Genomic DNA, 14,999 nt, shown 5'->3' with positions numbered 1-14,999 from the left:
GGCCGGGCCGCTCAGCGGGCGGCGGCCGTGACCGGGCGGTGGCGGAGCATCCAGGCGGCGGCCGGGGCGGCGCACAGGGCCGCGAGGAGCACCGCCCCGGCCGCCACCAGCCCGACCGGGCGCCACGGCAGCGCCCACGGCCCCGGTGCGCCGAGGACGCCCAACGCCGCGTGCATGGCGCCGAGTTGGGCACCGGCCACGGCGCAGCCGAGCACCACGCCGACCGCCGCCACCAGCACCGCCTCGGCGGTCACCAGGCGCACCACCTGCCCCCGGGTGGCGCCGGCCAGCCGGAGCAGGGCGAGTTCGCGGCGGCGGTCCCCGGTGGTGGTGAGCAGCGTGTTGGCGAGCGCGATCGCGGTGTAGACGAGCGCGAGGCCGAGCACCAGGACGGTCCGGAGCCAGGAGATCCGGGCCGTCGAGGGGGAGGCGGCGGCGAGCCAGCCGGCCCGGTCGAGGACCGTCGCGCCGTACGGGCGGAGGGCGGCGCGGGTGCGGCCGAGGGCGGCCGCGCCGTCGGTGCCGGGGGCGAGCCGGACCTCGATGCGGTCCACCCGGGCGCCCGGGGCGTTGGCGGCGGTGACGTACAGCCCGTTGTCGCCCAGACCGTCGCGCAGCACGGCGGCGGCCCGCAGGACGGTCCGGCTGCCGTCGGCCCGGACCACCGGGACCGGCTCGCCGACCGCACGGCCCCACTCGGCGGGCAGGACCAGGGAGTCGTCGTCGAGGTCGGCCGGGGAGCCGGCGAGCAGGGGGAGCCGGGCGAGGGCGGCCAGACCGGCCGGGTCGGCGCTGCGGGCCTCGGACCGGACGGTGACGCCGTCCGGCTCGACGAGGGACAGCGCGGTGGGCGCGGTCGCCGAGACGGCGCTCACTCCGGGGACGGTCCGCAGGGCGGCCAGCAGCGGCGCCGCCGGGCCGGCGGGGCGGACGACCAGGTCGGCGGCGGTCCGGGCCCGGGCCTCGGCGGCCCGGGCGGCGGCCACAGTGTCCAGCGCGCCGGCCAGGGAGCCGGTCAGCGCCACCGCCACCAGTACCGGCGCGGCCACCGCGCCCGTACGGCGCAACGCGGCGGCGGCGTTGGCGGGCACCAGCCGGCCCGCGTACCCGGTGAGCCGCACGGGCAGCAGCAGGCCGAGCACCCGGACCAGCGGCGGCGCCAGGAGCGGGGAGAGCAGTCCGGCCGCGCAGATCAGCCACATCGGCTGGGTGGTGTACGTCTTGCGGTGCAGCAGATCGGCGGGGTCGGTGACGAGCGCGGTGCCGGCCAGCGCGGCGGCGGTGACGAACAGGCCGAGGCCGAGCAGCAGCCGGCCGCGGGTCAGCACCCCGGTGTCGAGGTCGGCCGCGCGCAGGGCGTCCAGCGGGCCGACCCGGCCCGCGCGGTGGGCGGCCACCGCGACCCCGCCCAGGGCGACCAGCAGGCCGGTCCAGAACGCGGCGTGCAGCGGCCAGGCCGCAGGGCTCGGGGCGAAGCCGGGCGGGGCCATGCCGACCCCGGACAGCCACCGGACGAGCGCGGGCGCGCCGAGCCGGCCGAGCACGCAGCCGGCGGCGGACGCGGCCGTGCCGAGCAGCAGCGCCTCGGCGAGCACCGTGCGCCGGACCTGGGCCCGGGTGGCCCCGGCCAGCCGGAGCAGGCCGAACTCGCGGCGGCGCCGGACGACGGCGTACGAGTAGGTGGAGGCGACGACGAACGCCGACACGAAGGTGCTCACCCCGCCGGCGGTGCCGAGCGCGGCGACCAGCGAGACCAACTCCCCGCCGCCGCCGGGCGGTGCGTCGAGCGCGGCGGCGAGGCCGAGCAGCATCACGGCGGTCATCGCGACGCCGAGCGCGAGGGAGAGGAAGGCGCCGAGCAGGGAGGGCCAGCGGGTGGTCAGGGAGGTGAGGGCGATCCGCAGCGTTCTCATGGCGTCCAGCGAACCGGCCGGGGGCGGGGGCGGTCAGCAGGCCGGGGCCTACTCCGGGGGGTAGGGGAGGCCCTACCCGTAGGGGGGATCCCCCGGCGGCGGGCCCCGGGGGCCGGGGGAGGATGCGGGAAAAGGTAGGCCGGGCCCTACCGCCGGCGCGTCCGCCCGGTGCCTAGGGTGTGGTGCCGACGGGGTTGCTGGGCTGGAGGGGGCAGGGTGAGCGGCAGTACGGCGACCGGAACGACCGCGCCGGGGGCGAGGAGCCTGTGGGCGCCGCCGGACGGGGCCGGCTTCCTGCGCTCCGGCGCCCCCTGGCGGGCGGCCGGGTACCTGCTGGCCACCGGACTGAGCGGGTTGCTGCTCTGCTTCGGGCTGCTGCTCTCGGGGCTGGTCGCCGGGGTTCTGACGGTGGTGCTGGTCGGGCTGCCGCTGGCGGCCGCGCTGGTCCTGGCCGGGGTGCCGGTCGCCGCCTGGGAGCGGCGGCTGGTCCGCTTCCTGGACGGCGGGCGGGTGCCGGACCCGCACCTCGCCGCCCAAGTGCCGGGCCTGGCCGCCTGGTTGCGGCTGCGCTACCGCGAGCAGGCGACCTGGCGGGAGCTGGGCTTCGCACTGCTGGCCGCCTTCGTGCTCTGGCCGATCGACCTGGCGGTGGCCGGCTGCGCCCTCGCCGTGCCCGGGTACCTGATCGCGGCACTGCCGCTGCTCCTGCGCGACGGCGAGCAGGTCAACGTGCTCAAGGTGGTCGTGGTGCACTCGCCGGTGACGGCCGCCCTGCTCGGGCTGGCCGGACTGCTGCTGCTCCCGCTGCTCGCCTACCCGCTGGCCGCCCTGGCGGCGGCGCGGGCGGCGCTGGCCCGGCTGGTGCTGGCGCCGGGTGGGCAGGAGCAGCGGATCGGTGAACTGGTGCGCTCGCGGGCCCGGTTGGTGGACGCCTTCGAGGCGGAGCGGCGCCGGATCGAGCGCGATCTGCACGACGGCGCCCAACAGCGGCTGGTGGCGCTGACCATGGCGCTCGGGCTGGCCCGGCTGGACGCGCCGGCGGACGGTCCGCTGGCGGCCCGGCTGGCCGAGGCGCACCGGGAGGCGGGTGAAGTCCTCGCCGAACTACGGGAGTTGATCAACGGCATCCATCCGCAGGTGCTCACCGACCACGGCCTGCAGGAGGCCTGCGCGGACGCCGCCGACCGCTCGCCCGTCCCCGTCGACACCCGCTTCGAGCTGCCCGGGCGGCTGCCGGCCCCGGTCGAGTCGGCCGGCTACTTCGCCGTCACCGAGGCGCTCGCCAACCTCGCCAAGCACAGTGGCGCGAGCGGCGCGACGGTCGAAGGCCGGTACGCGGACGGCCGGTTGACGATCGAGGTGACGGACGACGGCCGCGGCGGTGCCGACCCGGCGCGCGGCACCGGACTGACCGGGCTGGCCGACCGGGTCGCGGTGGTGCACGGCACACTGACCGTCAGCAGTCCGCCCGGCGGACCGACCCTGGTGCGGGTGGAGATCCCCTGCACCCCGATCGACCGAGGAGCGGCATGACGACGAGTGGACCGGCGGCGGACGGCCTGCGGGTGGTGCTGGCCGAGGACGGCGTCCTGCTGCGCGAGGGCCTGGTCGGCCTGCTGGCCCGGTTCGGGCACGAGGTGGTGGCGGCCGTCGGGGACGCCGAGGCGCTGCGGACGGCGGTCGGGGAGCACCGGCCGGACCTCGTGGTCACGGACGTCCGGATGCCGCCGGGCCAGAGCGACGAGGGGCTCCGGGCGGCCCTCGCGCTGCGCGAACGCCGCCCCGGGCTGCCCGTCCTGGTGCTCAGCCAGTACGTGCAGCACTCCTACGCGGCCCGGCTGCTGGAGGCGGGGGACGGTTGCGGGGTCGGCTACCTGCTGAAGGACCGGATCGGGCAGGTCGAGGAGTTCGTTGCCGCCCTCGGCACGGTGGCCGCCGGGGGCACGGTGGCCGCCGGGGGCACGGTGGTCGACCCGGAGGTGGTCCGGCAACTGCTGCGCCGCCGCCGCAGCCCGCTGGAGCGGCTCACCCCGCGCGAGCGGGAGGTGCTGGCGCTGATGGCGCAGGGGCGGTCGAACGCGGCGATCTGCCGGGAGCTGACGGTGTCGGAGGCGGCGGTGAGCAAGCACATCGGCAACATCCTGATGAAGCTGGACCTGCCCCCGGCCGAGGAGACCCACCGCCGGGTGCTGGCGGTGCTGGAGTACCTCCGGGCGTGAGGACGCCCGCGGCGGCTCCCGTCCGCCGCGGGCGCGCCCCCGTCCGCCGCCCCCGTTCGGGTGAGGCCGCCGGGCGCGCGGAGTGCCGGACCCTGATGATCGACAACCGCATCGTCCGACGGGAGAGGCGGTGGGGGTGGGGGACATCCCCTACCCGAGGCGTACACGAATCGTCCGAGCGGCCGAGGACGAGTCGTCCCGAGGGGCGATGACCGGCGGTCACCCGGGGCCGCACCTTGGGAGCCATGATGGAGAACACGCATGTGAGCGGACGTCAGATCCGCTCGCGCCTACGGCGGTTCGGATCGGGCGCGCTCGCGCTCGGGCTGACGTCCGCCCTGCTGACGGCGCTGGCGCCCGCGGCGGCACAGGCCGCGGACACCGACCTCGGGGCCGACCGGGGAGGCTGGACCGCGAAGGTCAGCCGGACCGAGTACGGCGTCCCGCACGTCCTCGCCCGCGACTTCGGCGGCCTCGGCTACGGCTACGGGTACGCCTTCGCCCAGGACAACCTGTGCCAGCTCGCCGACCAGGTGGTCACCGTGCGCGGCGAGCGCTCGCGCCACTTCGGTCCGGACGCCCAGTCCGTCGACCGGGTGACCAACCTGGTGAGCGACACCTACCAGCGGGGCGTGCTGGGCACCGGGACGGTGCGGCGGCTGCTGGCCGCCCCCGCGCCGCTGGGGCCGACCGGCGAGGCGCGGCAGCTGGTGGACGGCTACGTCGCCGGGTACAACCGCTACCTGCGCGACACCGGCGCCGACCACCTGCCGGACCCGTCCTGCCGGGGGAAGGCCTGGGTCGGGCCGATCACCGCTGACGACCTGTGGAACATCCTCTACGACGTCAACACCGAAGCGGGCAGCGCCGCCGCGAAGAAGCTGATCGCCACGGCCGTCCCGGGAGCCGGAGCCGCGATCGCCCCCGCGGCGCCAGGTTCCGCGGCGCCAGGTTCCGCGGCGTCAGCCCTCGCGGCGTCCGCTCCCGAGACCGGGCCGGGCCGTTCCGCCGACAACCCCGAACTCGGCAGCAACGCCTGGGCGATCGGACGCGACGCCAGCCGCGACGGCACCGGCCTGCTGCTGGCCAACCCCCACCTGCAGTGGGCCGGTTCGCAGCGCTTCTACCAGGCCCAGCTGACCATCCCCGGCGTCCTGGACGTCGCCGGCGCCGGACTGTACGGCATCCCGTTCCTCCAGATCGGCCACACCCGCGGCCTCGCCTGGAGCCACACCACCAGCTACGCGGAACACTCCTCCCTCCACCGGCTCACGCTGGTGCCCGGCGACCCGACCGCGTACCTGGTGGACGGCAAGGCCGAGCGGATGGCCCAGGAGGCCGTCAGGATCACCGTCAAGGCCGCCGACGGGACGCTCTCCACCGTGGACCGGACCGTCTACCGCTCCCGCCTCGGCTACGTCCTCGCCGAGGGCTGGACCGGGCAGTACGCCTACACCCTGGGCGACGCCAACGCCGAGAACCTCCGCTCGCTGAACCAGTGGGTGGCGATCGGCCGCGCCCAGAACCTCGACCAGCTGCGCCAGGCCCAGCGCACCTACCAGGGCCTGCCCTGGGTGTACACCACGGCCGTCGACTCCAGCGGCACCACCTGGTTCACCGACGCCTCCGCCGTCCCGCACCTCCCCGACGAGCAACTCGGCCGCTGCCTGGCCGGAGTCACCGCCATCGGGCCGGTGCTGGACGGTTCGACCACCGCCTGCGACCCGGGCAGCGACCCGGACGCGCTCGTCCCCGGCGTCTTCGGGCCCGCCAGGCACCCGGCGCTCACCCGCACCGACTACGTCGCCAACTCCAACAGCGGCCCGTACCTGACCAACGCGGACGCGCCGATCACCGGCCTGCCCACCGTCTACCAGGGCGCCTCCGAGCGGATGCTGCGCACCCAGCTGAGCCTGAAGATGATCGCCGACCGCAGGGCCGGCACCGACGGCCTCGGCGCCCCCGGCTTCACCCTCGGCTCGCTCCAGGCGACGATGTTCGGCAACCGGGTACAGAGCGCCGAACTCGACCGCGACGACGCCGTGGCCCTGTGCCGCGCCCACCCGCGGATCGCCGCGTCCGACGGCACCCAGGTCGACGTGCGCCCGGCGTGCGACGCGCTCGCGGCCTGGGACACGAGGGCCGACGCCGACAGCCGGGGCACCGTGCTCTGGCAGGCGTACCGGGACGCGCTGGCGAAGACCGGCACCACCGCCTGGCAGACGGTGCCGGCCGACCCGGCCCAGCCGCTGACCACCCCGCGCGGCATCGACGCCGCCAACCCCGACGCCCAGCGCGCCCTGGCCGACGCGGTGAGGGACCTGGCCGCCCGCGGCCTGCCGGTGGACGCCCCGATCGGCCGGGTCCAGCGCTGGGCGGGCATCCCGCTGCACGGCTGCTCCCACCAGCTGGGCTGCTTCAACGTGGTCACGGCCGGACCGGACTCGGGCGCCGGCGGCGGCACCTACCCGACGGACGTCCGCAGCGTTCCGCACGGCGCCACCTTCGTGATGGCGACCGAGCTGACCGACCGGGGCCCGCGCACCCGGACGCTGCTCACCTACGGCGAGTCCGCCGACCCGACCTCCGCCCACTTCACCGACCAGACCCGCGCCTACGCCCGCAAGCAGTGGATGACCGAGCGCTTCACCGAGGCCGAGATCCGCTCCGCCCCGGGCCTCACCGTCACCGTCCTGCGGCGCTGACCCGTCGTCGTCCCGCGCTCCGGGCGGCCGCCGTTCCCGTGACGGCGGCCGCCCGGAGCGCCGGTACCGCCCGTTCCGCCCGGTCCACCCGGTCCGTCGGCGCTCGCGTCAGCCGGTCAGCCCACCGGCCCGGCGCCGGCCTGCCAGTCCGTCGGCGACACCCCGTAGGCCTCGCGGAAGGCGCGGCTGAAGTGGCTGGAGTTGGCGAAGCCCCAGCGCCGGGCGATCCCCGCCACCCCGAGTTCCTCGGCCATCGGCCGCAGGAGGTCCCGGCCGCAGCGCTCCAGCCGCTGCGTCCGGATCCAGGTGCCGAGCGTGACGTCCTCCTGCTGGAACAGCTTGTGGAGGAAGCGCACCGACATGAAGTTCGCCTCCGCGATACCGGCCGGCGAGAGGTCCGGATCGCGCAGGTTCCGCAGGATGTGCTCCTTGACCCGCTCCAGCGAGGCCGCGTTCTGCGAGCCCTGCTGCCGGGAGCGCCCGCTGCGGTCGTCGACGAGCATCGCCAGCAGATCCAGCGCCGTGGCCGAGGCCCGGCGCGCGACGACCTCGTCCAGCCCCGGCGCCTGGCGCGCCAGCTGCGACAGGTAGGTCGCCACCAGGGCCGCGCTGCCCTCGGCGCCGCTGAACGTCGTCGCGGTCAGCGCCCGCAGGTCCCGCTCCGGCACGTCCAGCTCCGCGCGGGGGAAGTGGAAGGAGGTGATGGCGAACTCCTCGCCGATCCGCTTGCGGAACACCCGGGACGAATCGGTGAGGGAGAACTCGCCCGGCCGGACGACCGACTCCCGCCCGTCCTGTTCCTTGACCGCGGTGCCGTGCTCCTGCAGGGTCAGGATGATCGACGGCTCGCCGCCCTCGGCGATCATGCGCCGGCCGCGCGTCACCATCTGCGGCCCCGCCTGGATCCTGGACATCCGCACCGGTCCCAGCCGGTGGCTGACGATCGTTCCGGGCGACGGCACCTCCTCCAGGAGTTCCACCGCCATCGGTACGAAGGTGTGGGACACCGCCTCGTGCCAGACCTCCGCCCGGGCCGAGGGGGACAGCGGTGCGGTGGAGAGGGACGCGGGCACGGTGGTGCCGCTCTCCCGGACGTCCGGCGCCATGGTCTCCGCCTTCCCGCTGATGTGCACTGCGGGCCACGATGCCAGGGCTCCGGCGGCGAAACATCGCGTGAACCTACCAGATCCGTGGTGCGTCACCCGCGTCACCGGTGGTAGCGGGCGGCCGGGCCCGGGTGCCGGGAACCGCCGCTCACCTGAGGGCCCCGTCGGTCGCCGCGGCGGTGACGCGGCGCTGGGCGAGGACGAGCAGGACGGCGGCGGGGACGGCTGCCAGGACGGAGGTGGCCATCACGGCGTTCCACCGGTCGGTGTGGGCGCCGAGGTACTGGTAGATGCCCAGTGTGATCGGCCGGACCGTCTCGGTGGTGGTGAGCGTGAGGGCGAAGAGGAAGTCGCTCCAGGTGAACAGGAAGGTGAAGACGGCGGCCGTGACCAGCGCGTTCCCGCTCAGCGGGAGCACCACGGAGCGCAGGACGCGCAGCCGGCCGGCGCCGTCCAGCCGGGCCGCCTCGATGATCTCCCGGGGGATGCTCCGCATGAACGCGTACAGGACGACGATCGCGAAGGGGGTTCCCGCGGTGGAGTCGGCGAGGACCAGCCCGAGGTGGGAGTTCAGGAGACCGAGGTCGGCGTAGGCGCCGTACAGCGCGTTGGCGACGACGATGCCCGGCACCGTCTGGGTGATCAGCACGCCGAACAGGACGACGTTCGTTCCGCGCGGGCGGAACAGGGCCAGCGCGTAGGCCGCCGGGGTGGCGAGCGCGAGGCTGAGCACCACGCTGCCGAGGGCCACGACGAGGCTGGTGACGAGGTTGCGGCCCTGGTCGCGCAGCGCGGTGGCGTACCCGCCGAAGTCCGGATGGAGCGGGAACCACCCGGCCCGCAGGTGGCTGCCCGCCGGCTGGAGGGAGGCGTTCACCATCCAGTAGACGGGGAACAGCATCAGCGCGAGCAGGGCGATGCCGAGGACGGTGGACAGGGGGCCGCCGCGGCCGGGCGCGCGCTTCACGGGGGCGCCTCTCAGAAGGTCCGGGCGCGCCGGCCGGCGCGCAGGTAGGCGAGGGCGAACACGAGCGACAGCAGGACGAGCAGACTGCTCATCGCGGCACCGCGCCCGAAGTCGAACTGCCGGAAGGACAGTTCGTAGGACCGGGTGGCGAGGGTCTCGGTGGCGTCGGCCGGTCCGCCGCCCGTCACCACGAGGACGAGGTCCAGCACCTTGAGCGTGTAGATCACGCCCAGTACCAGCACGACGCCGACCACCGGCCGAAGCAGTGGCCAGGTGATGTGGCGGAACGACGCCCGCGGGCCGGCGCCGTCCAGCTCCGCCGCCTCGTACAGGTGGGCGGGGATGTCCCGCAGCCCGCCGTACAGGAGCGCGGTGTTGAAGGGGATGCCGACCCAGATGTTGACGAGGACCACCGACAGCAAGGCCTGCGAGGTGCCGGTGAGCCAGGGGACGCCGGAGGAGGAGAGGTGGAGGCCGCGCAGCGCGGCGTTGACGACTCCGGTGTCGGGGTCGAGCATCCACCGCCAGGTGGTTCCGGAGACGACCAGCGGCAGCAGCCACGGCAGCAGCAGGAGCGATCGCAGCGTGTCACCGAGCGGGAAGCGGCGGCGGAAGAACAGGGCGAGGGCCAGGCCGGCGGCGAACTGCCCGAGGACCGAGGCGACGGTGAACAGGGCCGTGGTCAGCAGGGTTCCGGGGAAGGCGTCGGAGGAGAGGACGCTCGCGTAGTTCCGCAGCCCCACGAACGGCGCCTCGCCCGTGTAGAACGTCGTGACGGTGTGCTGCCGGAAGCTCATCACGAGGTTCTCGACGAGCGGGTAGCCGAAGAACAGCGCCAGGTACGCCGCGGCGGGCGCGATGAACAGCCACTGTGCCGTTCGCTCCCGCAGGCGCCCCGGGGACCGGTCAGTCGGCGGTCGCGAGCCGCTGCGCATTCCTGAGGGCTTCCTCCGGTGTCCGTTCACCCGTCAGGGCGGACTGGACCGCGGTGTAGATCGCCGTCGCCGCCTTCGGCCAGTCGACGCCGAGCTCGCCGGTGCGGGCGCGCGCCGCTTCCACGCTCTGGGCGAAGGCGGCCATCGAGGGGATCTCCTCGGCGTACCGGGCGGCCTCCGCGGTGCGCGAGGGCACGGTGAAGTGCTGCCTGGCCGCGGTGAGCATGTTCGCGGGGCTGTTCAGGCAGGCGAGGACCCGGGCGGCCTTCTCCTGCCGGGCCTTGGAGGGGCTCCGGGGGACGGTCCAGACCTCGCCGCCGAGCGGTGTGACCGGGGTCCGCCCCAGCTCGGGGACGGGCACGGGGGCCACTCCCCAGTGCGGGTTCCCCTCCCGGTTCAGGGCCGGGATCCGCCACGGGCCGTTGATCATCATGGCCGTCTTCCCGGCGACGAACTGGTCGTGGACGTCGGCCTGCGTCCAGTTCAGCACGGACTTCGACATGGATCCGCTGTTCACCAGGTCGACCCAGAGCCGGAGCGCCCCGGCGGCCTCGGGGGTGTCCAACTGCCGCTCGTCACCGCCGTTGGACCACAGGAAGGGCAGGAACTGCCAGGTGCCCTCGAACGTGGGGTTGGCGTCGACCGCCATGCCGTAGCGCCCGGGACGGGTCAGCGCCGCGGCCGCCGCCTTCAGCTCGTCCCAGGTCCTCGGGACGGCGACACCGGCCTCGTCGAGCATGTCCTTGTTGTAGACGAGGGCGACGGTGCTGACGTTGGGGGCCAGCCCGTACACCGATCCCTGGTAGCTGCCCGCCGCCAGGATGCCCTCGGCGAAGCCGCCGGAGTCGATGCCGTACTCGTCCAGCGGGGTCAGCGCGCCGGTCCGGGCGATCTGCTGCAGGTCGGGGTTGTCGAGCATCAGCAGGTCGGGGAGGGTGCGCGAGGACGCCTGCTGCAGGACCTTGGGGATCAGGGAGGCCCCCGGAACGCTCGTCTGCTCGACCTTCACACCGACGGTGCGGCCGCACTCGGTGAGCAGCTCGCCCCACTGGGCGTGTTCGGTCTCGTCCGTGTAGTAGTCGAGCGCGGTGATGGAGGTCACCTCGCCGCCGCCGGACCCGGAACCGGCTCCGGCGCCGCACCCGCTGGCGGCGGGCACCAGGAGGAGGGTCCCGGTCAGGAGCGCGGCGATCCGCCGCACCGACGATCTGGCCGGTGGGATCATGCTGGTGCCTTTGCCGGGTGACGGGGTGATGGGGTGACGGGGCGGCCGGGGTCGGTCGCGCGAGGGGGACGGACGCCCGGGGCCGCGGAGCGGTCCGACCGGACGCCTCCGTTCGAACGCTCATTAAACACCCCCGGCCGTACCCGTCGTGCGCCCGGTGGCCTGCCGGATCACCGGTCCGGCAGGGCCGCGACCAGATTGGCGAGCTGGACCCGGGAACTGACCGACAGCTTGCGGAAGACCGACGTCAGGTGCGTGTTGACGGTGTGCGGGGAGACGACGAGCACGTCCGCGGCCGACCGGTTGGTGTGGCCCTGGGCGATGAGGTTCGCGACCTTCCGCTCCGAGGCCGTGAGGGCGCCCCACCCCTGGACGGGGCGCCGCACGGCGGCCGCCCGGCCGCTGCCGGACCCGGCCTCCTCCAGGGCGCGTCGCACCAGGGCCGCCGCGGCGTGGGCGCCCGACTCGGCGAAGGCGTCGCGCGCGCGGGTCAGCGCGGCCACGGCCCGGCCCTTCCGTCCCGCCGTCAGGAGGGCCTGCCCGAGGTCGGCGCACGCGGCGGCCCGGACCAGCGGGCGAGGGCTCGCCCCGAGCAGCTCCACGGCGTGTTCGAGCCGGGCGGGGTCCTCGTCCACGAGCCCGCGGGCCTGCGCCGCGATGCCTCGGGCGGTCGGCACGGACGGGTTGCGCTCGGCGTGGGCCTCGGCCTGCGCGGCCAGGTCCTCGGCGAGCTCGCGCTCCCCGGCGCGCAGGGACATGCGGACCGCGGCATCGACCCAGTCCCGCAGCAGCCGCCACCGCATGAGGGACCCTTCCCGCTGCACCCGGCGGATCCGGTCGACGGCGAGCCCGGTGTCCCCGTCGGCCTCGGCGTGGACGGCTTCCAGGAACCGCACCGCGGCCGTGTTGCCCGGGTTCGGTTTGACCGCCAGCCGTTCCCGCGCCGCGTCCAGGTGCTCCCGCGCCGCCTCCCGGTCGCCGCGCAGCAGGGCGATCCGGGAGCGGATCACCCGTCCGTTCACCTGCTGGACGGGCACCCGCACCTCGTCCTCCAGGCGCTCCATGGTCGCGAAGCCCGCCTCGGCGTCGTCGAGCCGGCCGAGGCCCAGATCGTGCTGGCCCTGCGCCCAGAGCATCATGGCCTGACGCGTCGCCCCGGCCCCGTCCGCCGCTCCCAGGAGCAGGCGCCCGCCGGACCCGAAGTCGTCCATGTGCAGGTGCGCGACGACCTCCTCCGGAAGGAACACGGGATCGACGGCGCTCAGCGCGGCGAAGCGCCGCAGCGCGAGCGCGTTCTCACCCGCGTTCAGCGCGATCTCGCCCAGCCCGGACAGGGCCAGGACGTGTGCCTCCCGGTCGCCGGCCGCGATGGCGTCACCCAGCGCCGTCTCGCCGGCCTCGCGCGCCGCGACGAGATCACGGCCCCGGGACAGCGCCACCGCGCGCAGGGCGGCCAGCCTGGCCCGGATCTCCGGGGCGAAGCCCTCCACGGCGAGCGCGGCCTCGGTCCGGCGGCGCAGTTCGTCGGTGAGGTCCATGGTCCACAGCGTCCCGCCGAGGGCGGCCTGGAGCCGGCCGAAGGTCTCCAGGGGCGGCCGCTCGGCCAGCAGCCGGTCGCCCGCCGACAGCGCCTCCCGGTTCCGGCCGGCCCGGGTCAGGCAGACGATCGTCCGCTCGCCCACGGCGAACCTCAGCGGCCCCGCCGCCGGCACCAGGTCGAGGGCACGCGTCATCAGGTCGGCCGCCTGGCCCGGCGTGACCGACAGGACGTCCTCGGCCGCCCGCCGCAGCAGTGCCACGGCCTCCTCGTCCCCGGGCACCGCGCCCCTGAGGACGTGCGGCACCGCGTCGATCGTCGGCCGGCCCGCGGCGACGAGGCCGCGAGCGGCCTCGCGGTGCAGCGCCCGCCGCGCCGACGGCGGGATGTCGGCGTAGACCGCCTGGCGCAGCAGGTCGTGCCGGAAGACCAGCCGGTCGCCGTCGTCGTCCAGGAGCCCGGCCCGCACGGCCTCCTCCAGCGCCGGGATCAGCGCGGTGGTCGGCCGGCCGCAGAGCGCGGCGGCGTCCTGGAAGCCGAACCCGCGTCCCAGTACCGCTCCCATCCGCAGGAAGCGCAGCGTGCCGGGCCGCAGGGACCTGAGCCTGCCGCGCACGCCCACCACGAGCCCGGACGGCACGGCCTCCGCCGAGGTCCCGGCACCGTGCAGACCCGCCAGCATCTCGACCGCCAGGAAGGGGTTGCCGCCCGCGCCGTCCAGCACGGCCCGCACCCGCCCGTCCACCGCCGCTCCGAGCGTGTCGCCGGCCAGCTGGCCCAGGGCCGCGCCGGACAGCGGGCCCAGCGGCACGGTGACCGTCGGGAGGCCGCCGGCCGCGGCCGCGAGGATCTCCTCGGCCGGGCCCGAGGGCTCCCGACGCGAGGTCAGCGCCCAGAGCACCGGCGAGGTCCGCAGGCGCGTCGGGAGCTGCTGCAGGGCGAACCGGCTCAGCGCGTCGGCCCACTGCACGTCGTCCAGGCCGACCAGGACCGGCACGCTGCCCGCCCTGGCCTCGATGGCTTCCGCCAGGCGTTCCACCAGCCAGATCCGCTGATCGTGACCGCGGGCGAGGTCGGCGAAGGCATCGCCGGACAGCAGCGGCCGCTCGCCGTGCAGGACGGCGCTGGCCAGTGAGGAGAGCGGCACGATGTGGTGCAGTTCGTCGGCCCGGCCGACGCCGACGGAGAACCCCGCCGCCCCGGCCCTGGCGGCGGCCTCGGCGAGCAGGGTGGTCTTGCCGATGCCCGGCTCCCCCTGGATCAGGGCCAGCGCCCCGCTGCCGGTGCGGGCCACCGAGGTGATCAGCGCCTGGAGCTCCTCCAGCTCGGCCTCCCGGCCGCGCAGGCCGCTACGGGAGAGCGGACCGCCTGCCCCTGCCATGTCCGCCTTCCCGCTCGTACTCGCCTGCCCACGTCGGGCTCCGTCCGCGCCGGCGGACGGTCCTGGTCCTCCGCTGGTCGCGGCCTACCGAGGGTACGCCGTGCGCGGCCGCCCACCGCGCGGCGAGTCCGCCGGCGGGGACGGTGACCGACCGTTGCTACAGAGCGATGAAGTTCCGTCGGGCAATCCCTACGTCGGTCGGTGGTCAGCCGGTCCGGTGCGCCGCGAGAATCTCACCATCAGCTGCCGCCCATCCCAGCCGGCGCCCCCTCGCACTCGTACAGCACCATCGAACCGGTCGGAGCCCCCTGTGATCCCGTCGGGACCCTCGCCCATGCCCGAACCCGAGCACCACCAGCCCGCGCACCACCTGCCCGATCAGGCCGTCGGCGCCTGCATCGACGTCCTGTCCCCGCCGCCCGGCGTCGATCCCGAGGACTGCCTCTACGTCACCCTGCACATCGACGGCGCGGCCCTCGTCCGGCGCCACGGGGTCAGCACCGCGCTGGCTCCGGGGGACCTGCTGATCGGCACGTCGCCGCATCCGGCGGGGCTGCTGCGGGAGGCCGGGTGCCGGATGGTGCGCTTCCGGCTCCCGTGCTTCTACCTGGGGGTGCGCCACGGTGACGTGCGGCGTACGGGTGGTCTGGTGGCGCGGGGGAACGAGGGGGTCGGCGCGCTCGCCTCGCAGTTCCTGTCGACCCTGGCCGCCCGGGTGCGGGACCGGGCGCACCGGGCGCGGCCGGGCGACCACCTCGCGCGCAGTGCCTCGGACCTGGTGGCGATCCTGGTGGCGGAGCTGCTGGAGGGGGAGGACGACGAGCAACCGGGTGGTTCGGGGGAGCTGCTGGCGCGGGTGCGCGGGTACATCGAGGAGAACCTGGCGGATCCCGAGCTCGCGCCGGAGTCGATCGCGCGGGCGCAGCACATCTCGGTGCGCTACCTGCACAAGCTGTTCCAGCAGGACGGGATGACCGTGGGCCAGTGGGTGCGGCAGCGGCGGCTGGACGC

The 14,999-nt window shown here is 75.5% G+C and carries 10 protein-coding genes; 4 read left to right on the top strand and 6 right to left on the bottom strand.

Going from position 1 to position 14,999, the window contains the following annotated elements; genetic code table 11:
• Positions 1-11: 11 nt before the first annotated feature.
• Positions 12-1,913, bottom strand: a complete 1,902-nt coding sequence (locus ACFWP2_RS38190) for an FtsX-like permease family protein (RefSeq protein ID WP_380460477.1) — start codon at positions 1,911-1,913, stop codon at positions 12-14.
• Between the two features lie 216 nt (positions 1,914-2,129).
• Here ACFWP2_RS38190 and ACFWP2_RS38185 point away from each other — a divergent pair, with 216 nt between their 5' ends.
• The 3 genes from ACFWP2_RS38185 (at position 2,130) to ACFWP2_RS38175 (ending at position 6,837) form a co-directional block, all read left to right on the top strand.
• Positions 2,130-3,446: a sensor domain-containing protein gene (locus ACFWP2_RS38185; RefSeq protein ID WP_380460475.1), complete on the top strand. Its 1,317-nt coding sequence runs from the start codon at positions 2,130-2,132 to the stop codon at positions 3,444-3,446.
• On the top strand, positions 3,443-4,132 hold the full coding sequence (locus ACFWP2_RS38180; protein ID WP_380460473.1) for a response regulator: 690 nt from the start codon (positions 3,443-3,445) through the stop codon (positions 4,130-4,132). Before ACFWP2_RS38185 ends, ACFWP2_RS38180 begins: the two co-directional genes overlap by 4 nt.
• A gap of 245 nt (positions 4,133-4,377) precedes the next feature.
• On the top strand, positions 4,378-6,837 hold the full coding sequence (locus ACFWP2_RS38175) for a penicillin acylase family protein (protein WP_380460471.1): 2,460 nt from the start codon (positions 4,378-4,380) through the stop codon (positions 6,835-6,837).
• A 116-nt stretch (positions 6,838-6,953) separates the two neighbouring features.
• On the opposite strand, the gene ACFWP2_RS38170 is transcribed toward ACFWP2_RS38175, so the two are convergent.
• The 5 genes from ACFWP2_RS38170 to ACFWP2_RS38150 form a co-directional block, all read right to left on the bottom strand.
• Positions 6,954-7,970: a helix-turn-helix domain-containing protein gene (locus ACFWP2_RS38170; RefSeq protein ID WP_380460469.1), complete on the bottom strand. Its 1,017-nt coding sequence runs from the start codon at positions 7,968-7,970 to the stop codon at positions 6,954-6,956.
• Positions 7,971-8,091: 121 nt separating this feature from the next.
• A complete protein-coding gene (locus tag ACFWP2_RS38165) occupies positions 8,092-8,910 on the bottom strand; it encodes a carbohydrate ABC transporter permease (protein ID WP_380460467.1) in 819 nt (272 codons plus the stop codon).
• An 11-nt stretch (positions 8,911-8,921) separates the two neighbouring features.
• On the bottom strand, positions 8,922-9,845 hold the full coding sequence (locus tag ACFWP2_RS38160) for a carbohydrate ABC transporter permease (RefSeq protein WP_380460465.1): 924 nt from the start codon (positions 9,843-9,845) through the stop codon (positions 8,922-8,924).
• Positions 9,817-11,070 carry an ABC transporter substrate-binding protein gene (locus ACFWP2_RS38155; RefSeq protein ID WP_380460463.1) on the bottom strand — a complete coding sequence of 418 codons (1,254 nt, stop codon included), beginning with the start codon at positions 11,068-11,070 and terminating at the stop codon, positions 9,817-9,819. The genes ACFWP2_RS38160 and ACFWP2_RS38155 overlap by 29 nt, the downstream gene beginning before the upstream one ends.
• A 170-nt stretch (positions 11,071-11,240) precedes the next feature.
• Complete coding sequence (locus ACFWP2_RS38150) at positions 11,241-13,988, bottom strand: AAA family ATPase (RefSeq protein ID WP_380460461.1); 2,748 nt, start codon at positions 13,986-13,988, stop codon at positions 11,241-11,243.
• A 334-nt stretch (positions 13,989-14,322) separates the two neighbouring features.
• Here ACFWP2_RS38150 and ACFWP2_RS38145 point away from each other — a divergent pair.
• A partial coding sequence (locus tag ACFWP2_RS38145; protein WP_380460459.1) for an AraC family transcriptional regulator occupies positions 14,323-14,999 on the top strand: 677 nt, incomplete at its 3' end.

Source organism: Kitasatospora sp. NPDC058444 (assembly GCF_042721415.1).
GTDB lineage: Bacteria > Actinomycetota > Actinomycetes > Streptomycetales > Streptomycetaceae > Kitasatospora.
This window is presented reverse-complemented; position numbering and strand designations above follow the sequence as displayed.